The following is a 17509-nucleotide window of genomic DNA, read 5'->3' as shown; positions in this document are numbered from 1 at the left end:
CCCTTGTCTGTCCAGGGACCCGTCGGTGATCGCCACGACGATGTTGGATCGCCGGCGGAGTCCGCGCTTGCTGCGTCCGGTGTTGGAACCACAGCCTGGTCGTCACCCGGAGCACCCCACCGCGGAGGAGGGTTGCCGACCAGCGAGCCGGGGCTTGATGCTGGTACTCGTGACCTGCCGAAGAGGATGACAGCACGTCGCCGCTGTTGTCAAACCGAAACATTTCGCGCGCGGTCGACAGGCGAGAAGTCGATGGTCCGGAGCACAATCGGTCGAAGCGACCGCCCGCCGGCAGGGAGTTCACCTGCCGTCCACCCGGCCGTGAGACAACCGGCCACACGCATCGACACCTAGAGAAGGACGCAGATTGTCTGTCCAGCCCAAGACGGATCCGGGTCGGCCGGCTCGAATACCGGACGAGTACCTGCGCTCCTCGTTCACGCCTCCCGCGCGGACCCTCGTCGACATCCTGCGCAGCACCGCCGACGCCCATCCCGACGCCCCCGCGATCGACGACGGCAAGGTCACGCTCAGCTACGCGGAGCTGGCGGAGGAGATCGTCGCCGGCGCCTACCGGCTGACCGACGCGGGCGTCGGCGCCGGCGACCGGGTCGGGGTGCGCATGCCGTCGGGCACGAAGGACCTGTACGTCACCATCCTGTCGGTGCTGGCCGCGGGCGCGGCGTACGTTCCGGTCGACGCGGACGATCCCGACGAACGAGCCGAGCTGGTGTTCGGGGAGGCGGGGGTCACCGCGATCGTCACCGAGAACGGGATCGGCCCCGGCACCGCACCTGGGTCCGCGAATCCGCAGATCCGCGGACCGCGGCTCGACGACGACGCCTGGATCATCTTCACCTCCGGGTCGACGGGCACCCCGAAGGGCGTCGCGGTCACCCACCGCAACGCCGCCGCCTTCGTCGATGCCGAAGCGCGAATGTTCGTGCAGGACAACCCGATCGGACCAGGCGACCGGGTACTCGCCGGCCTGTCGGTGGCATTCGACGCGTCGTGCGAGGAGATGTGGCTGGCGTGGCGGCACGGCGCGTGCCTGGTCCCCGCGCCCCGATCGCTGGTGCGCTCCGGCATGGATCTGGGTCCGTGGCTGGTCTCCCGCGATGTCACCGTCGTCTCCACCGTGCCCACGCTCGCGGCGATGTGGCCCGCCGAAGCGCTCGAAGCGGTGCGGCTGCTCATCTTCGGCGGGGAGGCCTGTCCCCCGGACCTCGCCGCCCGGCTCGCCGTCCCCGGCCGGGAGGTGTGGAACACCTACGGGCCGACGGAAGCGACCGTGGTCGCGTGTGCCGCCCGGATGGACGGCACCGGCCCCATCCGCATCGGCCTGCCGCTCGACGGCTGGGACCTCGCCGTCGTCGACGCCGACGGGGTGCCCGTCGAGGAGGGCGCCACCGGCGAACTCGTCATCGGCGGCGTCGGCCTGGCCCGCTACCTCGACCCCGCCAAGGACGCCGAGAAATACGCGCCCATGCCGACCCTGGGCTGGGAACGCGCCTACCGCAGCGGCGATCTGGTGACCCTCGACCGTCGCGGCCTGCTCTTCCAGGGTCGCGCGGACGACCAGGTCAAGATCGGCGGCAGACGCATCGAACTCGGCGAGATCGACAACGCCCTGCAGAACCTGCCGGGCGTCGCGGGCGGCGCCTGCGCCGTGCGCAAGACCGCGGCCGGGCACGCAATGCTCGTGGGCTACATCGCCAGCACCGACCCGGACTTCGATGTCGCCTCGGCGCGCGACCTGCTCACCGAGCAGCTTCCCGCCGCGATGGTCCCGCGACTGGCGCTCGTCGACGAACTACCCACCCGCACGTCCGGCAAGGTCGACCGGAACGCGCTGCCGTGGCCGCTGCCCGGCGCCGACGCCGAGTCCGCCGAGGCACTCGGACTGGACCCCACCGCGGAATGGCTCGCGAGCCTGTGGATGTCGCTGCTCGGCGCCCACGTGGAGGGCCTCGACGACGACTTCTTCGAACTCGGCGGCGGCTCACTGTCGGCGGCGCAGCTGGTGACGGCCCTGCGCGAACGCTATCCGGAGATGACCGTCGCGGAACTGTACGACCATCCGCGGCTCGGTTCGCTCGCCCTGTACCTCGACGAGCTCGCCCCGACCGAAACCGTCGCTCCCCGGACCGTCGAACCGACACCGCGGTCCGCGCAGCTGGCGCAGATCGCCGCGACCGTCCCGCTGACCACGCTGACCGGCATGCAGTGGGTGACGTGGCTGGCCGTGCTGAACAACGTGCTCGCGACCGTCGTCTCGGTGCCGTGGACCGTCACCCTGTCGTGGTGGTGGGTCGCGCTCGGTGTGCTGCTGTTCATCACCCCGCTCGGCCGCATGACGATCGCGGTCGCGGGCGCGCGGATCCTGCTGCGCGGCGTGAAGCCCGGCACGTATCGCCGCGGCGGCTCGGTGCATCTGCGCCTGTGGTCGTCTCTGCGGCTGGTCGAGGCGAGCGGGGCCGCGAACCTGTCCGGTGCCCCGTGGATGCTGTACTACGCCCGCGCGCTCGGTGCGAAGGTCGGCCGCGGCGTCGATCTGCACAGCCTGCCGCCGGTGACCGGGATGCTCGAACTCGGTGACGGCTGCTCGATCGAACCCGAGGTGGACCTGTCTGGTCACTGGGTGGACGGCGACGTGGTGCACATCGGCACGATCCGGATCGGGGCAGGCGCGTCGATCGGGGCCCGGTCCACCCTCAATCCCGGGTGCAAGATCGGCAAGAACGCGGTGGTCGAAGCCGGATCCGCGGTGTTCGGGCGCGTCAAGTCCGGACAACAGTGGGCCGGCTCGCCCGCCGTGAAGGTGGGAAAGGCGTCGCATCCGTGGCCGGCCGAGCCGCCCCGTCGCGCGCCGGCGTGGGTGCCGGTGTTCGGTGCGAGTTCGGTGCTGATCGCCGGGTTGCCGCTCGTCGCGATCGGCGCCGGCGTGGCGTTGATCGGCTGGTGGGTGAGCGACACCGCGACGCTGCCCGAGGCCGTCGCCCGGTCCCTCGTGATGCTGCCCGCGGCCGGGCTGCTCACCATGTTCGTGTTCGCACTGCTCACCGTCGCAGCGGTGCGACTGCTGTCGCTCGGCATGACCGAGGGCTGGCACCCGGTGCGCAGCCGCGTCGGCTGGCAGGTGTGGGCCACCGAACGGCTCATGGACTCCTCACGCACGTTCCTGTTCCCGCTGTACGCCTCGATGCTCACCCCGATCTGGCTGCGTCTGCTCGGCGCCGACATCGGCAAGGACGTCGAGGCGTCGACCGTGCTGATGGTCCCCAAGTTCACAAAGGTCGCCGACGGGGCGTTCCTCGCCGACGACACCATGGTCGCGTCCTACGAACTCGGTGGCGGCTGGCTGTTCATCTCCCACGCGAAGGTCGGCAAGCGCGCGTTCCTCGGCAACTCGGGCATGGCCGCGCCGGGACGCCGGGTACCGAAGCACGGTCTCGTCGCGGTGCTGTCCGCAGCGCCGACGAAAGCCAAGTCCGGGTCGTCGTGGCTGGGCAGTCCCCCGGTCCGACTGCGCCGTTCCGCGGGCGACTCCGATGCGACCCGCACGTTCGCTCCCCCACTGAAACTGAAGGTCGCGCGGGGATGCGTCGAAACGTTCCGGCTCGTCCCGATGATGGTGACGTTCGGGATCGGGCTCGGTGTGCTGTTTGCACTGAACGCGCTCGCGGCCGTCGGGGGATATCCGCTCGCCCTGCTGCTCGGCGGTCTCGTCCTCATGATCGCCGGTGCGGTCGCGTGCGGAATCTCGGTGGCGGCGAAATGGTTGGTGGTCGGGCGGATCGGCCGGGTGGAACATCCGCTGTGGAGTTCGTTCGTGTGGCGGAACGAGGTGTCCGACACGTTCGTCGAGATGGTCGCCGCGCCCTGGTTCGCCCGCCCGGCGACCGGAACCGTCGCGATGAATCTGTGGCTGCGGGCGCTCGGCGCGCACATCGGCCGCGGCGTGTGGTGTGAAAGCTACTGGCTGCCGGAGGCGGATCTGGTGACGCTCGAGGACGGAGCGACCGTGGAACGGGGGTGCGTGGTGCAGACGCATCTGTTCCATGATCGGATCATGTCCATGGACACCGTGACCCTCGAGAACGGAGCCACGCTCGGCCCGCAGTGCGTCGCGCTGCCGGCGTCGGGCATCGGCGCCGGAGCCACCGTGGGCCCGGCCTCGCTCGTGATGCGCGGCGATGTCGTCCCCGCGTCGACCCGCTGGCAGGGCAATCCCATCGCCCCGTGGACGTCGCCCGCGGATTGGTCGCCCCGATGAAGTCCGGCAAGGCGGCCAAGCCGGTCGCCCCCGTGGGCATGGACCGTCCGCTCGATCCCTATCTGCCGACGAGCGGCAACCGCGGGTATCGCGTGTCCCGTTACGAACTGGAGTTGACGTACAAGGTCGCGTCGAACCGGCTCTCCGGTCGCGCGACGATCATCGCCACCACGACCGATGTGCGCGGCAAGTACGCGCTCGATCTCGTCGACACGATGCGGGTGTCGAAGGTGTCGGTCAACGGTGCGCGGCCGGCGAAGTACACCCACCGCGACGGCAAGCTCACCGTGGCCCCGGCGCAGAAGATCCCGGCCGGGGCGGTTCTGACCGTCACCGTGAACTATTCGGGGACGCCGACGCCGCGCCACTCGATGTGGGGGGAGGTCGGCTGGGAGGAACTCGAGGAAGGTTCGCTCGTGGCGAGCCAGCCGAACGGTGCCCCGTCGTGGTTTCCGTGCGACGACCACCCGGGGTCGAAGGCGACCTACCGGATCACCCTCACCACGGATTCGCCGTTCCACGCCGTCGCGAACGGCACGCTGCTGCGCAAGACCACGAAGGCCAGCCAGACGACGTGGGTGTACGAGCAGCCCGAACCGATGTCGACGTATCTGGCGACCGTGCAGATCGGGCACTACGAGTCCCGGAAGGTGTGCTCGTCCCCCGTTCCGATCGTCGCGGTGCATCCCCCGCGACTGCGGGAGGAATTCGACGTCGACTTCGGCCGTCAGCCGCAGATGATGGAGGTCTTCCGGCGCCTGTTCGGGCCGTATCCGTTCGCGCACTACACCGTCGTGGTGACCGACGACGACCTCGAGATTCCGATCGAGGCGCAGGGTCTGTCGATCTTCGGCGCCAACCACTGCGACGGCCGCCGCCGCGAAGAACGGCTTGTCGCACACGAATTGGCGCACCAGTGGTTCGGCAACAGCCTGACCCTCACGCGCTGGCGCGACATCTGGCTGCACGAGGGTTTCGCGTGCTACGCCGAATGGCTGTGGGCGGAGAATTCGACCGGCCCGTCCGCGCATACCCTTGCGGCGGAAGCACATCGCGGGCTGGCGCGCAAACCCCAGGACATCCTGCTCGGCGATCCCGGCCCGAAGGACATGTTCGACGACCGGATCTACAAGCGCGGCGCCCTCACCCTGCACGCGCTGCGCCGGCAGCTGGGCGACGACCGCTTCTTCCCCCTGCTGCGCACCTGGACCGCGGAGCATCGGCACTCGAACGTGACCACCGAGCAGTTCGTCGGTCTTGCAGCGCATTTCACCGATGAACCGCTACGTCCGCTGTGGGATTCCTGGCTCCACGAGCGGGCGCTTCCTCCGTTTCCCGACGCCTGAACGTCCGCGCGCCCGAGTTCAGGGCAGCACCACGTCGGAGGCGAGCCAGCGGCCGTCGACGAGTTCCATCGTCATCACGACGCGGCTGCGGTCGAGTCGCGGTTCGGGTGTCACGGCATTGGTGACGGTCTGGTCGACGAACAGCAGCACCTCGACCTTCGTGGTCGTCGCGGACTTGATGCCTGCCTCGATCACGACGCCCTCGGCGGTGGCCTGGTTGTCGACGAGCAGCTGCCGAAGCTGTTCGCTCGACTGGGCATACATGTCCTTGAAGTTGCCGGTGGCGCCGTCCAGCACAGCCTGGAAATTCGCGTCGAGGTCGTCCGAGCTGACGCTGGTCAGCACGACCGCGTACTGCCGTGCCGCGTCGAGCGCTGCGGCAGAGGCGTCGTCGACGGCGTCGGCCTGATTCCACTTCCAGCCGAGCACGCCGGCGGCGACGACCGCCAGGACCGCCACCAGCACGGCGGCGAGGAGCGCGAGGCGTCCCCGATCCTTGCCCCGCACCGCTGTGCCGGTCGCAGCGTCTTCGGTTGCGGCGTCGCCGGTTTCAGCATCCTCGTTCACGACATCGTTCTCGGCCTTCTCGTCGGCATCCTCGCGCTCGACGACGGCCGCTGCCGTCCGGCTGTTCTTGCTCACGTCGGTTCTCCTTCTCGTTGTCGGGCCGGGTCGCTGCGTCGGCAGCCGTGATCGGATCAGCGCACCCCCGGGTCGCCGGGATCGGGGCCGCCGGGTTCGAGCAGTAGAGACAACGGCCCCACCGGTGTCGGATCCGCCTGCTGCAGCGGATCGACGCCCGGCGGCGGCGCATAACCGCCTTCCTCACCCGCCGGTCGCGGCGCGTTGCGTGCTCCGCGGACCAGGGTCGACGGATCGGGATTCGGACAGTAGGTGTGCAGGTACGGTTCCGGGAAGTTCGACAGCGCAGGCGACTGCCGGGGCAGGTCGTAGTCGCACGAGTACCGCGGATAGATGTTGACGAACGCCCAGATACCGCCGTCGCGGAACGCGGTCCCCAGCGCGTCGAGTGTCGACCCGCCGCGGGTGGCCGGGAAGAAGAACTCGTGGAGGGCCGGTACCCGGAGGTAGGCCATCTGCGCGGTCGTGGCCAGATTTCCCAGCAACTGCACCATCGTCGGCGAGTTGTCCGCGAAGAGCGTGTCGACGGACTGCAGGGTCGCCGGCGCACCGTCGACGAACTGCCGGAATCCCGCGTCCTTCGACTCGATCCCTTCGAGCGTCGCCGACAGATTCCGGGAGGTCGCGGCCAGACCGGCGGCACTGTCCGAGAGTGTCCCGAGCACGACCTTGCTGGTGTTGAGCACGCTGACGGTCTGCGGCAGCACCGAATCCAGTGTGGAGATCAGAAACGTTCCGCCGTCGACGATATCGGCCAGCTTGTCCGGACCCTCCGCGCTCATGCCGAGCTCGTCGACGATGGTCCGGACCGTATCGGGGTCGATCTGCGCGAGCATGCCGTCGAGATTGCCCATGAGCGTGGACAACGGGACCGGGGTCGACGTCTCGCCGACAGCGATTTCCGCGCCGTCGACGAGGAACGGCCCACCGTCGGAGGTCGGCCGGAAGTCGAGGTACTGCTCCCCCGCGAGCGACAGTCCCGCCACCCGCACCTCTCCGCCGACGGGGATCTGCGCCGACGAGTCGATCGCCGCGACCGCGACCACGCCCTCGTCGGTGAGTTCCACCGACGTCACCCGCCCGACCGGGACGCCACGCAACGTGACGTTGCGGTCGGGCAGCAGCCCTCCCGAATCCCCGAGGTTCACCCGCACGTGGATCTTCCGGTCGGCCGGATCGAGGTGGAAGACACCGAAGATCAGGTAGGTGACACCGAGAACCAGAGTGAGGGCGAGGGCCGCCACGGACAGCCCGAGGCGGCGCGCCGACGCGTAGCGCACACCCGTAACCAGTACGCGGGCAGGAACTTCGAGGACTGCGTTCCGTCCGTCGGCGGCCGTCATTCCGGCACCACCCCGAACTTGGTCTGCAGTCGCATGATCGTGTACGTCAACGTGCCGACGAACGCCGTCCAGTCCGTGCCGTCGGGCAGCCTGCTGCCGGGGTCACCGGTGTGCCCGGGGACCGGGACGGCACCGAGCGCGAGCTGCTCCAGATCGGCGTCGGTGTGCGCGGACGTACCGCTCGTGATGTTGATGACCGGCGCCAGGATCCGGTTGACGGTATCGAGGGACACCCCCGGCTGGGTCGCTGCTCTGTCTAGTTCGGCTGCAACCCGGTTGATGTCGGCGATCATGCTGCGGGTGTCGGTTCCCTGGACGGACGGGAACTCACCGATCCGGTCGGTGATCGCGGCGACCTGGGAGACCAGATCGACCACCGCCGTGGTGTTCTCGGACAACACGTCGAGTGCGGGACCGGCAGCGACGACCGCATCGTTGATCGTCGAACGCTGATCCGAGAGCGTCGCGACGAGACCGTTCGTCTGCTCGAGGGATCGTCGGATCTCCTCGGACCGGGAATTGAGATCGCCGACGAGCCTGGTGGACTCGTGGATCAGTTCGGCGATGCGGTCCCCCTTGCCGTCCACCGCCGAACCGAGGCCGTTGACCAGTTTCGTGAGGTTCCGGACGACACCGCCGTTGACGAGCAGTGACGACGTTGCGAGAAGTTCCTCCACGGTTGCCGCGGCGGAGGTGGCGTCGATCGGGATGGTGTCGCCCTCGCCGAGGACGGCGGCGTCCGCCGACGGATCGTCCGGCGACTGCAGCGAGACGAAGACGTCACCGAGCGGAGTCGCCGACCGCAGTTCGGCGGTCGTGCCCTCGCGCAGCACCACACCGTTCATGATGCGCAGGGAGACGACCGCCGTGTAGTTCTCCACACGCATCGACTCGACCTCTCCGACGTCCACACCGGCGAGCTTGACCTTCGCCTTCGTCGGCAGATTCAGCGCGTTCTCGAACGTCGCCGCAATCACGTACGAGTCGCCGCCGACACCGGGGGCGGGAAGGGGCAGATTCTCGAGCCCCGTCGAGCAGGCCGCCGTCGACATCGCCACGGCGACCGAGATGCCGGCGAACGCGAACCGCAACCGTGGGCCCCTCATCTCGGCAGTCCCGCCAGTCCCTCGAGCATGCCCGCGACACCGAAATCGGGCCCGAAGTCACGCAGGGTTCCGGTTGCACAGCCGAGATGGGTGAGTCCCAGGCGGTTGCAGACCTCCTTGACCAGCTGCCCGTCGAAGAAGACCTTCTCGAGCTGTGCGTGCACGCGGGCTCCCCCGTTCTCCTGGTCGATCGTGTTGTACGCGTTCTCCATCAGCAGCGGCGTCCCGTCGAGGAATTCGGCGAGCTGGTCACGATAGTCCGCGAGCGACCGGGTGACCGTCTCCGCGTTCGTGAGCGTGGATCTCAACGCGTCCCGATTGTCGGTCAGCAGCGAGTTCGCCTGAACAAGAATGTCGTTGATCTTCGAACCGGTGTCGCCGGTGCCGAGGTTCGCGTCGGCGAGGATCTCGCTCATCATTCGGATGGCCTCGCCGAACTCGCGGATGTCGCGGTCGTTGGCGGCGGCCGCACTCGTCAGGACCGCGAGATCGTCGACGATCCTGGTGATCTCGTTCGCGGTGCCCGTACCCTCGTCGTCGCTCAGGCGCAGCGCGTCCGAAAGGGTGGACAGTGCCGACCTCATCGCATCACCGTTGCCGTGGGTGGCGCCGGCTCCGGCCGCCAGGATGTCCGCGACGGGGCCCCCGCCGGTTCCGTCGCCCTGAAGCTCGACGGCCAGGTTGTCCGCCATGGCCAGTAGCCGGTCGAACTCGATCGGAGTCTTCGTGCGGTCGAGTCCGAGAATCGCATCCCGTGGAAGCGTGTCGCCGCCGCGGTACACCGGTGTCAGTTCCACGTGGCGGTCCGTCAGCACGGACGTCGACACCGCCACCGCCTGCACGTCGGCCGGAAGGTCGATGCCGCCGTCGACCTCCATCCTCACCTCGACGTACGCACCCTTCGGTTCGATCCGCGTGACCTTTCCGATCGGAATTCCCAGGACCGCGACGGTATTGCCCTCGTACAGCCCGGCACCGTTGTCGAATCGAGCGGTGATCGTGTGCGGTTCCTCGCCGGCGAATACCGCGCGGAGTCCGAAGAATCCCGCGGCGAGCACGAGAAGTGCCACGACAGCGGCGCCGACGATCCGAAGCGGGCTCATTCGCACTCCTGGAAGTAGGCCGGCATGTCCAGTTCCACGGCACGGCCGCTGAGCGCGCACATCCACGAGTCGATCATCGGGCCGGCGGGCGCGGAGAAGTCCACCTCGTTCGCGGTTCCGCTGGCATTCGTGAAGTTGCGCAAGGGGACCGGAAGGATCTGCAGGGTGTTGCGCAGCAGATCGTCGTGGTTGCCGAGGCTCTGCAGCAGTTCGTTCAGGCTCGCGATCAGCTGTTCCACTTCCGGCCGGTCCTCGACCACGAGGGTGTGCAGCTCCGACACGAGGTTCGTGGTCGCGGCGAGCAGCCGATCGATCATCTCCCGGCGAGTCGTGATCTCCTGCAGCATGTCCCGGCCGTTGGTGACCAGCGCGCCGAGGCTGTGTTGCTGATCTCGCACGATCCCGGTCATCGTCCCGGTCGCCTCCAGCAGCGACCCCACCTGGTCGCGGCGCTCCGCCAGCACCGCCGACAGACTCTCGATGTTCGCGAGCGCCTGGGGCATCAGCGGGGGCAGACCGTTCAGCTCACCGGCGAGCGCGGTGAGGGTGTCGCCGAGTTCTCCGGCGTCGACCTGTTCGAAGGTCGTGGTCGCGTCCGCCAGCACCTCCATGAGGTCGTACGGAACCTCGGTGTGGGACAGCGGGATCCGATCATCCGGAATGTCGCCCTCGCCGGCGGGCCGCAGTTCGATGTAGCGGGCGCCGAGCAGCGTGGTCAGTTTGATGGATGCCCGGGTATCGGCGCCGAGCGGGACCCCGTTGTCGATCTTCATGGTCACCACGACGTGGTCGTCCTCGAGCCGCGCTCCGTCCACCGTTCCGACCTGGACGCCGGCGATCGTGACCCCGTCGCCGGGCGCGATCTGTGCCGCCTGAGCGAATTCGGCTTCATACGTGCGTTTTCCGAATCCAGCGGAGCTGATCAGGAGTGTCGCCGCAAGTGCAACGACGATGGCGACGACGGTGATCGCGCCGAGGGTCACCGGCCGGTACTCCTCGATGGGCCGGATCCGGAACCTGCCGCCGCGGGCGGTGCGCTGGGTGGTCACGGTCGGTCACCTGCAGACCGGTGAATGCGTGACCCGGCCCTCGGGCGTGGCCTGCGCGACGACGGTCGGAATGACGTTGCTCAGCGCCGGGACGAGCGTGACATTGAAGTTGCACAGGTATGTGGACAAGTAGCTCCCCTCCTGGCTCACCCGGGCGAGCCCTTTCAGCAATGCGGGAAGGTTGAAGGCGAAGTACTCGAAGGAGTCCTTGTGATCGTTGAAATGCTGCGCGAAACCCGGCTCCCGCGCGAGGAATTCCTGCAGGTCGGGTTGGACCTCGCCGACGATCGTGGACACGCTGTCGGCGACGGCACCGATCCGTTCCACCGACCCGACGAGTTCGTCCCGTCGCGCCGTCAGCTGATCGAAGATGGCCCGCGACTGCGAGATGACCGTGTCGAAGTTGCCACTCTGCACCGCGAGGTCGTGGACGACCGTGTCGAGGTTGCCGATGATCTCGCCGAGGACCTGGTCGGGACCCGCGATCGATTCGGCGAGTCGCGTCGTCTCCGCCACGAGCGTGGTGACCGCGCCCGTATCGCCCTGGAGCGCGGTGATGATCGCGGTGGTGATGTTGTCCACCTGCTCGGGATCGAGGACGCTGAACAGTGGTTCGAATCCGTTGAGGAGCACCGAGATGTCGAACGACGGCTCGGTGTGCTCGACGGGAATCCCACTGCCTGCGGGCAGTATCCGTGGGTCGCCGAATTCGCCGAGCGACAATCCGAGGTACCGCTGTCCGATGATGTTCTGGTAGGTGATCGACGCTTTCGTGTTGCCGTACACGGCCTGACCGGAGTCGATGCGGAACTTCACCTTCGCGGTGGTGCCGTCCAGCGCGATCGAATCGACGCGACCCACCCGGACACCCGCCATGCGCACGTCGTCGCCGACCCGTAGCCCGGAGACGTCGGTGAACTCCGCACTGTAGGAGGCCGTCGGCCCCTGCACGCCGCGCTGCAGTGTCACCAGCACGGTCCATCCCAGGGCGCAACACACCACCAGAAACAGGGACAGTCCGATCAGCGGCTTGCGATAGCTCATCGCGGCGCCTCCGGTTCGGGTACGACGTTGACGACCGCACCCCGGGCGAGGGGGCCGAGGAGCATCTCCGCGGCCGCGTTGAGGTCGCCACCGAGGATCGCGTCGAGCAGTTCCTTCTCCTCCGGTCCCCCGACCGGCCCGACGTTGCCGCCGACCGGCTCGGTGCTCACCATCGTCGACGCGTCGGGGATGTAACCGGGCACCGGCGGAACGCCGGTGGGGGCGGTTGCGCAGCTCGCGCCGGCGAGGTCGCCGTATCGCGGGCAGTCGGCCCTGGTGTACATGCGGTGCGGGGTGAACTGGAAGACGAACTTGCCGACCCCGTTGAGCCGGCCGTCCGGCTGGAAGTGTTCGAACCACTTCCTGGAGATGCTGTTCATGCTGACCACGATCTGCGAGAACGAGGGCGAACCGTCGGCGAGAACCCCGAGCACCGGCGTGAGCTGCGTGGTGAGAGTGATCATCCGATCGGTGTTGTTGTCGAAGGCGGTTCCCGTCGTCCCGAGCGTGTTCGCCCCGGAGAACAGGAACGCCGCGAGTGCCGCGTCCTTCTCGGCGAGTGTCCGCATCGGGGCGATCGAATGGTGCAGGGCGTCGAGCAGCTCCGGTGCCGACTCGTGCAGACCTTCCACTGCGCCGGTCAGCGCGTCGAGTGTCGACGGTCCGGCGCCGGGCTCGACGACCGGGCCGACCTCCCGGACGATCCGCGCCAGTTGTGCTCCCGCCTCGACGATGTCGTCGCCCCGACGGTCGGTGGCGTGGGCCACCGCCGCGAGGACACCCAGGGTCTGTTCGGTGCCGACACGTGCTGTCGCCGCCGCAATCTCCCGCAGTTTCGTCAGCGCGGTCTGGAGTTGGACCGTCGCCAGACTCTCGTCCTGGGGAATCCGTGCATTCGGTGGGAGCGGGGGCGCCGCCCCGTTGTCGACGAGTTGCACCGACGACACGGCGAACACATTGCTCGGGACGACGCGTGCGGTGACGGTGCTCGGAATCGAGCGTGCGTGGGCCGGGTCGAGCGCCATGTGAACGACGTTCGGTCCGTCGCCGGTGGCGGCATCGACACTCTGCACCGTTCCCACCAGGACACCGCGGAACTTCACGTCGGACCGTGCGGGCAGCCCGTCCCCCACCTCGGTCAGGGCTGCGGTGACGTCGAAGGTGCGGTCGAATGCGCCACCGGTCTTCGCCACGAGCCCTGCGACCAGCAGGGCCGCCACGACGAGTGCCCCGAAGCCCTGCAGGTACAGCCGGGCCGGACCCGGACCGCGTCCGTCGCTCTCGAACAGGATCGGCATCGTTCACCCACCCAGCCTCGCTCCGGAGCTGATCCCCCAGAATGCAACGGTCAGCAGAAGATTGACGACGATCATCGCGGAGATGCTCGAGCGCATCGCCCGGCCGGCAGCAGTGCCGACGCCCTGCGGTCCACCCGACGCGTAGAAGCCGTAGTAGCACTGGATTGTCGTGGTGATGACCACGAAGACAACGGCTTTCGAGAGCGAGTACACGATGTCGGGGCCACTGAGAACGAGACGGAAATAGTGGTCGTAGGTGCCGGACGAGACGCCGCCGGACATCCCGATGACGATCTGCACGGTCAGGTAGTTCGCGGCCAGACACACCAGATACAACGGGATGATGGCGACGATCGACGCGAGCAACCGCGTCGTCACCAGATACGGAATCGACGGGATCGCAAGCGTTTCCATCGCGTCGATCTCCTCCGAGATCCGCATGGCACCGAGTTGCGCGGTGAATCGGCAGCCGGCCTGTGCGGCGAACGCGAGCGACGCCATGATCGGCGCCAGTTCACGCGTCGTCGCCGTCGACGAGATCATGCCGGTCGCCGATTCCAGGCCGAGCAGATGCAATGCGTTGTATCCCTCGATCGCGACGAGCGCTCCGGCGGCGGCACCGAGGATGACGATCACTCCGGCGGTGCCACCGCCGACCACGATCGAGCCGTTGCCCCACGTCACGTCGGCCAGAATCCGCAGGAATTCCTTCCGGTAGTGACGCAGCGTCGTGGGGATCGCCGCCAGCGCCCGAACCAGGAACCCGATCATGTGGCCGAGGCGCTGGATCACCGCTGCGTGCGACGCAACGACATTCACGATCGGCCGTGTCCCGGGAGGGAAGTATCGCGATGCCACTCAGAACCCCGTACGTGGGAACAGCAGCACATACAGCTGCGTGAAGGCGACGTTGACGATCATCAGGAGCAGGATCGAGGCGACCACGGTGGCGTTCACCGAGTTCGCGACACCGGCGGGCCCACCGCGGGTGTCGAGCCCCTTATGACAGGCCACAATCGCGACGATCGCCCCGAAGACGATCGCCTTGATGATCGTCAGGACGAAATCACCCACGGTCGCGAAGGATGCGAACGTCGTCACGAAGCTGCCGGGCGTTCCGTTCATGACGAACGTGTTGAACAGGTATCCCGAGAGGAAGCCGACGAAGCACACCAACCCGGTCAGGGCGACCCCGACCAAGATCGCCGCTGCGAGACGCGGCACCACGAGCCTGCGCACCACCGAGACACCCATGACCTCGAGGGCGTCGATCTCGTCCCGGATCTTGCGTGATCCGAGGTCCGCACAGACCGCCGACCCCGCAGCCGACGCCATGAGCAGGGCCGCGACCATCGGTGCTCCCTGTTTGATGACCGCGAGACCGCTGGCCGCGCCGGCGAGCGAGGTCGCACCGACCTGCCCTGCCAGCAGACCGAACTGGATGGACAGGGTGACACCGATCGGGATCGCCACGAACATCGTGGGAAGCGCCGACGCAGAAGCCATGAACGCCGCCTGCCGCACGAACTCCGCGAACGGAAACCGCAGGGCCGCAATGTCGGTGATCAGATACTGGATCGCGCGGATACCCAGCACACACTGCCCACCGACGGTTTCCAGCGCCGCGACGGGATGGCGACGGATGTAGCTCCGCATCCACCGGTCGATCTCGGCGACCGCCGAGGTTTCCGGCCGGACCTCGGCAACGTCGACGGGACTGCGCCGATCCCCGCCACCTTCCCCAAGGATCCCCATGGTGTGGCCTTTCGTCGTCGGTCGGCCGTGTGATCAGTGGGCGGGAGTGAAATCGACGTGCAGTTCTGCGATTCCGCGCAGGATGTAGGTCGGTTCGTACCGGTAGGTGCGATGTCCGGCCGGTCCGTGGTGGGAGTCGTCGACGGTCAGGGTCGTTGTGCGGTCGAGGAATCGCTCGATCGCGACACGGCCTTCGATACGGGCGAGCGGTCCACCCGGACAGGTGTGCACACCCCGACCGAACGCGACGTGTTCACGGGCGTTGGCCCGGTCGACGTGGAAGGTGTGCGGGTCGTCGAACCGGGCCGGGTCGCGATTGGCGGCACCGGGCAGCACCATCACCACGGTGCCGGCCGGAATGCGCACCCCGGCCAGTTCGGTGGTGGTGCGGGTGAGCCGGAAATCGCCCTTGACGGGCCCGTCCATGCGCAGCAGTTCCTCGACGAAATCCGCGATCAGGGTGCGGTCGGCGCGCAGCGCGGCCTGGAGTGACGGGGTGTCGGCCAGGTGCCGGATCCCCGCGGTGATCAGCCGGGCGGTGGTGTCCTGACCTGCGCCGAAGAGGAACGTGGCCAGCCGGACGAGTTCGACCACCTCAGGGAGTTCGCCGTCGGGGTAGGTCGCCGCGGCGAGGGCGCCGAGGACGTCGTTCTGCGGATTGGCGCGGCGGTCGGTGAGGTAGCCGGTGAACTTCGCGTCGAGGTAGTCCAGCGGGTTGGTGGCCAGGGTATCGGCCTCGCTCATCGCCCCGACCTGCTGGGCGAGCAGATGACGGCGGAAGTCGTCGTGGTCCTCTTCCGGGACACCGAGCAGGTTGGCGATGGTCAGCAACGCGAAGGGCTGGGCGAATCCGTGCAGGACCTCGACGGTGCCGTCGGCCAGGAATTCGTCGATCTGCCTGTCCGCCAAGCGCCACAGGAACTCTTCGGATTCCTCCATGCGGCGAGGGGTGAACAGGCCGGCGAGCAGGCGGCGGATCTTGGTGTGCCGGGGTGGGTCCATCGTGACCAGGTGCTCGTTGAGCGGGAATTGGTCGCGATATTCGTCGATCTGGTGGTTGATGTCGTCCCCGTCCGGGATGAACGGCAGCGGCGGGAACGGGCCGATGGGTGCGGTGATGTTGGAGAACACGGTGGTGTTGCGGAGCACTTCGAGGGCCTCGTCGTAGCCGGTGACCGCGAGGACGCCGTGGCTGACCGGGTGCACCGGGCAGCGCGACCGCAGATGGTCGTAGAACGGGTGCGGATCGTCGGTGAAGTACGGGTCGGTGAAGTAGTCCCGGGCGAAGTCGCCCTCGAGCTGGTCGACCGGGCAGGTCGGGGAGTTCTCGGGTGCAGCGGTCACGGCAAACTCCTGTCTGGGCGCACGGACGGGACCGGCTGTAGCCCCACCCCGATGCTGAGCAGTTGCATAGCGATGCTGAGCACATGGATAGCACGCCCGCCGGAACGTGGTCAAGGTCACACATCGTGGTCGTCTCGGATGTAAACAGACTTATGCCGCCACGAGACAGAGAGGCCCGGTTCTCAATCCGCACAACGGATTCGAAGCGCACAGCGACTCCCGACTCGAATCGGACAAACGACCACCGGTCCTGTCCGTCGACATCTACCGCCGCGTCGATCGTCGCGAGCCCGGAATCACGACAGGTGGTGACCCCTTACAACCTGCCGCGCCGTTCGCCTCCCGAAGAACCGAGGCATACCCGCCATATTTCCGGCTCCGGCGCCTACGATGCGAGCACACCCGACCCGATGTGCGAATCCTGGAGGTGGACGACGCGCATGGCATCGCCGCGCAGAATCGGGGCTCCCGACGCGAAGAACCGGACGGTACTGCTCGACGCCGCCGAAACGGTCATGATCGAACACGGCTACGCCGCCGTCTCGTCCCGCCGCATCGCCGAACAAGCCGGTCTCAAGCCACAATTGGTGCACTACTACTTCCGGAGCATGGACGAGTTGCTGTTCGAGGTGTTCCGACGTCGAGCCGAGGAAGGCCTCGAATACCAAGCGAGCGCACTGGCTTCGCCGCAACCGCTGTGGGCGCTGTGGGAGTTCAGCACCGATCCTGCCGGCGTGGCACTGACGATGGAGTTCATTGCACTGTCGCGGCACCGGCCGACGCTTCGGACCCAAATTGCCGAATACTCAGAACAATTCAGGCGCCAGCAGGCCGACGCAATCGCTGCCGTCCTCGACCGGTACGGAATCGAGCACGAAGATCTTCCCCCAGTCGTGGCGTCGGTCCTCATGACGTGCCTGTCCCGTGTGATCATCATGGAGGATTCGCTCGGCGTCACCGGTGGCCATGCCGAAACAGTGAGCCGCGTCGAGCACTGGTTCCACGCACTCGAAGGCCCCAGACCCACCCGCCCAGGGTGACGTCGACCCCCGCCGGCAGTGATTCGATCCGGGAAAGCCGAAGACCCCCACCGGAATCGGTGGGGGTCTTCGGTAACGGGTGTTCGGCGGTGTCCTACTCTCCCACACCCTGTCGAGTGCAGTACCATCGGCGCAGACAGGCTTAGCTTCCGGGTTCGGAATG

At 67.8% G+C, this 17509-nt stretch carries 13 protein-coding genes, 1 rRNA gene and 1 riboswitch; of the genes, 3 read left to right on the top strand and 11 right to left on the bottom strand.

All coding sequences use genetic code 11. The features are described from left to right. Positions 1-58 precede the first annotated feature (58 nt). Positions 59-175: riboswitch (SAM riboswitch) on the bottom strand. A gap of 192 nt (positions 176-367) precedes the next feature. Then, positions 368-4276 (top strand): Pls/PosA family non-ribosomal peptide synthetase, encoded by a 3909-nt coding sequence (locus ACWDUD_RS12505; RefSeq protein WP_450109527.1) that lies wholly within the window; start codon positions 368-370, stop codon positions 4274-4276. Next, positions 4273-5622: a M1 family metallopeptidase gene (locus ACWDUD_RS12500; protein WP_450109600.1), complete on the top strand. Its 1350-nt coding sequence runs from the start codon at positions 4273-4275 to the stop codon at positions 5620-5622. The genes ACWDUD_RS12505 and ACWDUD_RS12500 overlap by 4 nt, the downstream gene beginning before the upstream one ends. A gap of 18 nt (positions 5623-5640) precedes the next feature. Here ACWDUD_RS12500 and ACWDUD_RS12495 read toward each other — a convergent pair whose 3' ends face one another. The 10 genes from ACWDUD_RS12495 to ACWDUD_RS12450 all read right to left on the bottom strand — a co-directional run bounded on the left by ACWDUD_RS12495 (position 5641) and on the right by ACWDUD_RS12450 (position 16306). Next, positions 5641-6264 carry a hypothetical protein gene (locus tag ACWDUD_RS12495; protein ID WP_450109526.1) on the bottom strand — a complete coding sequence of 208 codons (624 nt, stop codon included), beginning with the start codon at positions 6262-6264 and terminating at the stop codon, positions 5641-5643. Positions 6265-6320: 56 nt separating this feature from the next. Further along, positions 6321-7607 (bottom strand): MlaD family protein, encoded by a 1287-nt coding sequence (locus ACWDUD_RS12490; RefSeq protein WP_450109525.1) that lies wholly within the window; start codon positions 7605-7607, stop codon positions 6321-6323. Then, positions 7604-8713 (bottom strand): MlaD family protein, encoded by a 1110-nt coding sequence (locus tag ACWDUD_RS12485; protein ID WP_450109524.1) that lies wholly within the window; start codon positions 8711-8713, stop codon positions 7604-7606. Before ACWDUD_RS12485 ends, ACWDUD_RS12490 begins: the two co-directional genes overlap by 4 nt. After that, positions 8710-9816, bottom strand: coding sequence for an MCE family protein (locus tag ACWDUD_RS12480; protein ID WP_450109523.1), 1107 nt, complete (start codon positions 9814-9816; stop codon positions 8710-8712). Before ACWDUD_RS12480 ends, ACWDUD_RS12485 begins: the two co-directional genes overlap by 4 nt. Continuing rightward, positions 9813-10865 (bottom strand): MCE family protein, encoded by a 1053-nt coding sequence (locus ACWDUD_RS12475; protein WP_450109522.1) that lies wholly within the window; start codon positions 10863-10865, stop codon positions 9813-9815. The genes ACWDUD_RS12480 and ACWDUD_RS12475 overlap by 4 nt, the downstream gene beginning before the upstream one ends. A gap of 6 nt (positions 10866-10871) precedes the next feature. Next, positions 10872-11909 carry an MCE family protein gene (locus ACWDUD_RS12470; RefSeq protein WP_450109521.1) on the bottom strand — a complete coding sequence of 346 codons (1038 nt, stop codon included), beginning with the start codon at positions 11907-11909 and terminating at the stop codon, positions 10872-10874. Continuing rightward, positions 11906-13207, bottom strand: a complete 1302-nt coding sequence (locus ACWDUD_RS12465) for an MlaD family protein (RefSeq protein ID WP_450109520.1) — start codon at positions 13205-13207, stop codon at positions 11906-11908. Before ACWDUD_RS12465 ends, ACWDUD_RS12470 begins: the two co-directional genes overlap by 4 nt. 3 nt (positions 13208-13210) lie before the next feature. Next, positions 13211-14065, bottom strand: coding sequence for an MlaE family ABC transporter permease (locus tag ACWDUD_RS12460; protein WP_450109519.1), 855 nt, complete (start codon positions 14063-14065; stop codon positions 13211-13213). Further along, the gene (locus tag ACWDUD_RS12455; RefSeq protein ID WP_450109599.1) at positions 14066-14863 is read right to left on the bottom strand and encodes an MlaE family ABC transporter permease; all 798 of its coding nucleotides are present in this window, start codon (positions 14861-14863) and stop codon (positions 14066-14068) included. Between the two features lie 132 nt (positions 14864-14995). Then, positions 14996-16306, bottom strand: coding sequence for a cytochrome P450 (locus tag ACWDUD_RS12450; protein ID WP_450109518.1), 1311 nt, complete (start codon positions 16304-16306; stop codon positions 14996-14998). A 440-nt stretch (positions 16307-16746) separates the two neighbouring features. Here ACWDUD_RS12450 and ACWDUD_RS12445 point away from each other — a divergent pair, with 440 nt between their 5' ends. Then, the gene (locus ACWDUD_RS12445; RefSeq protein WP_197251367.1) at positions 16747-17346 is read left to right on the top strand and encodes a TetR/AcrR family transcriptional regulator; all 600 of its coding nucleotides are present in this window, start codon (positions 16747-16749) and stop codon (positions 17344-17346) included. 81 nt (positions 17347-17427) lie between these two features. On the opposite strand, the gene rrf is transcribed toward ACWDUD_RS12445, so the two are convergent. Next, positions 17428-17509, bottom strand: a 5S ribosomal RNA gene (gene rrf / locus ACWDUD_RS12440); the annotation flags it as partial.

It is taken from the genome of Rhodococcus sp. NPDC003382 (assembly GCF_053589135.1).
The sequence above is the reverse complement of the archived record's forward strand: the minus strand, read 5'-3'. Positions and strand labels throughout refer to the sequence as shown.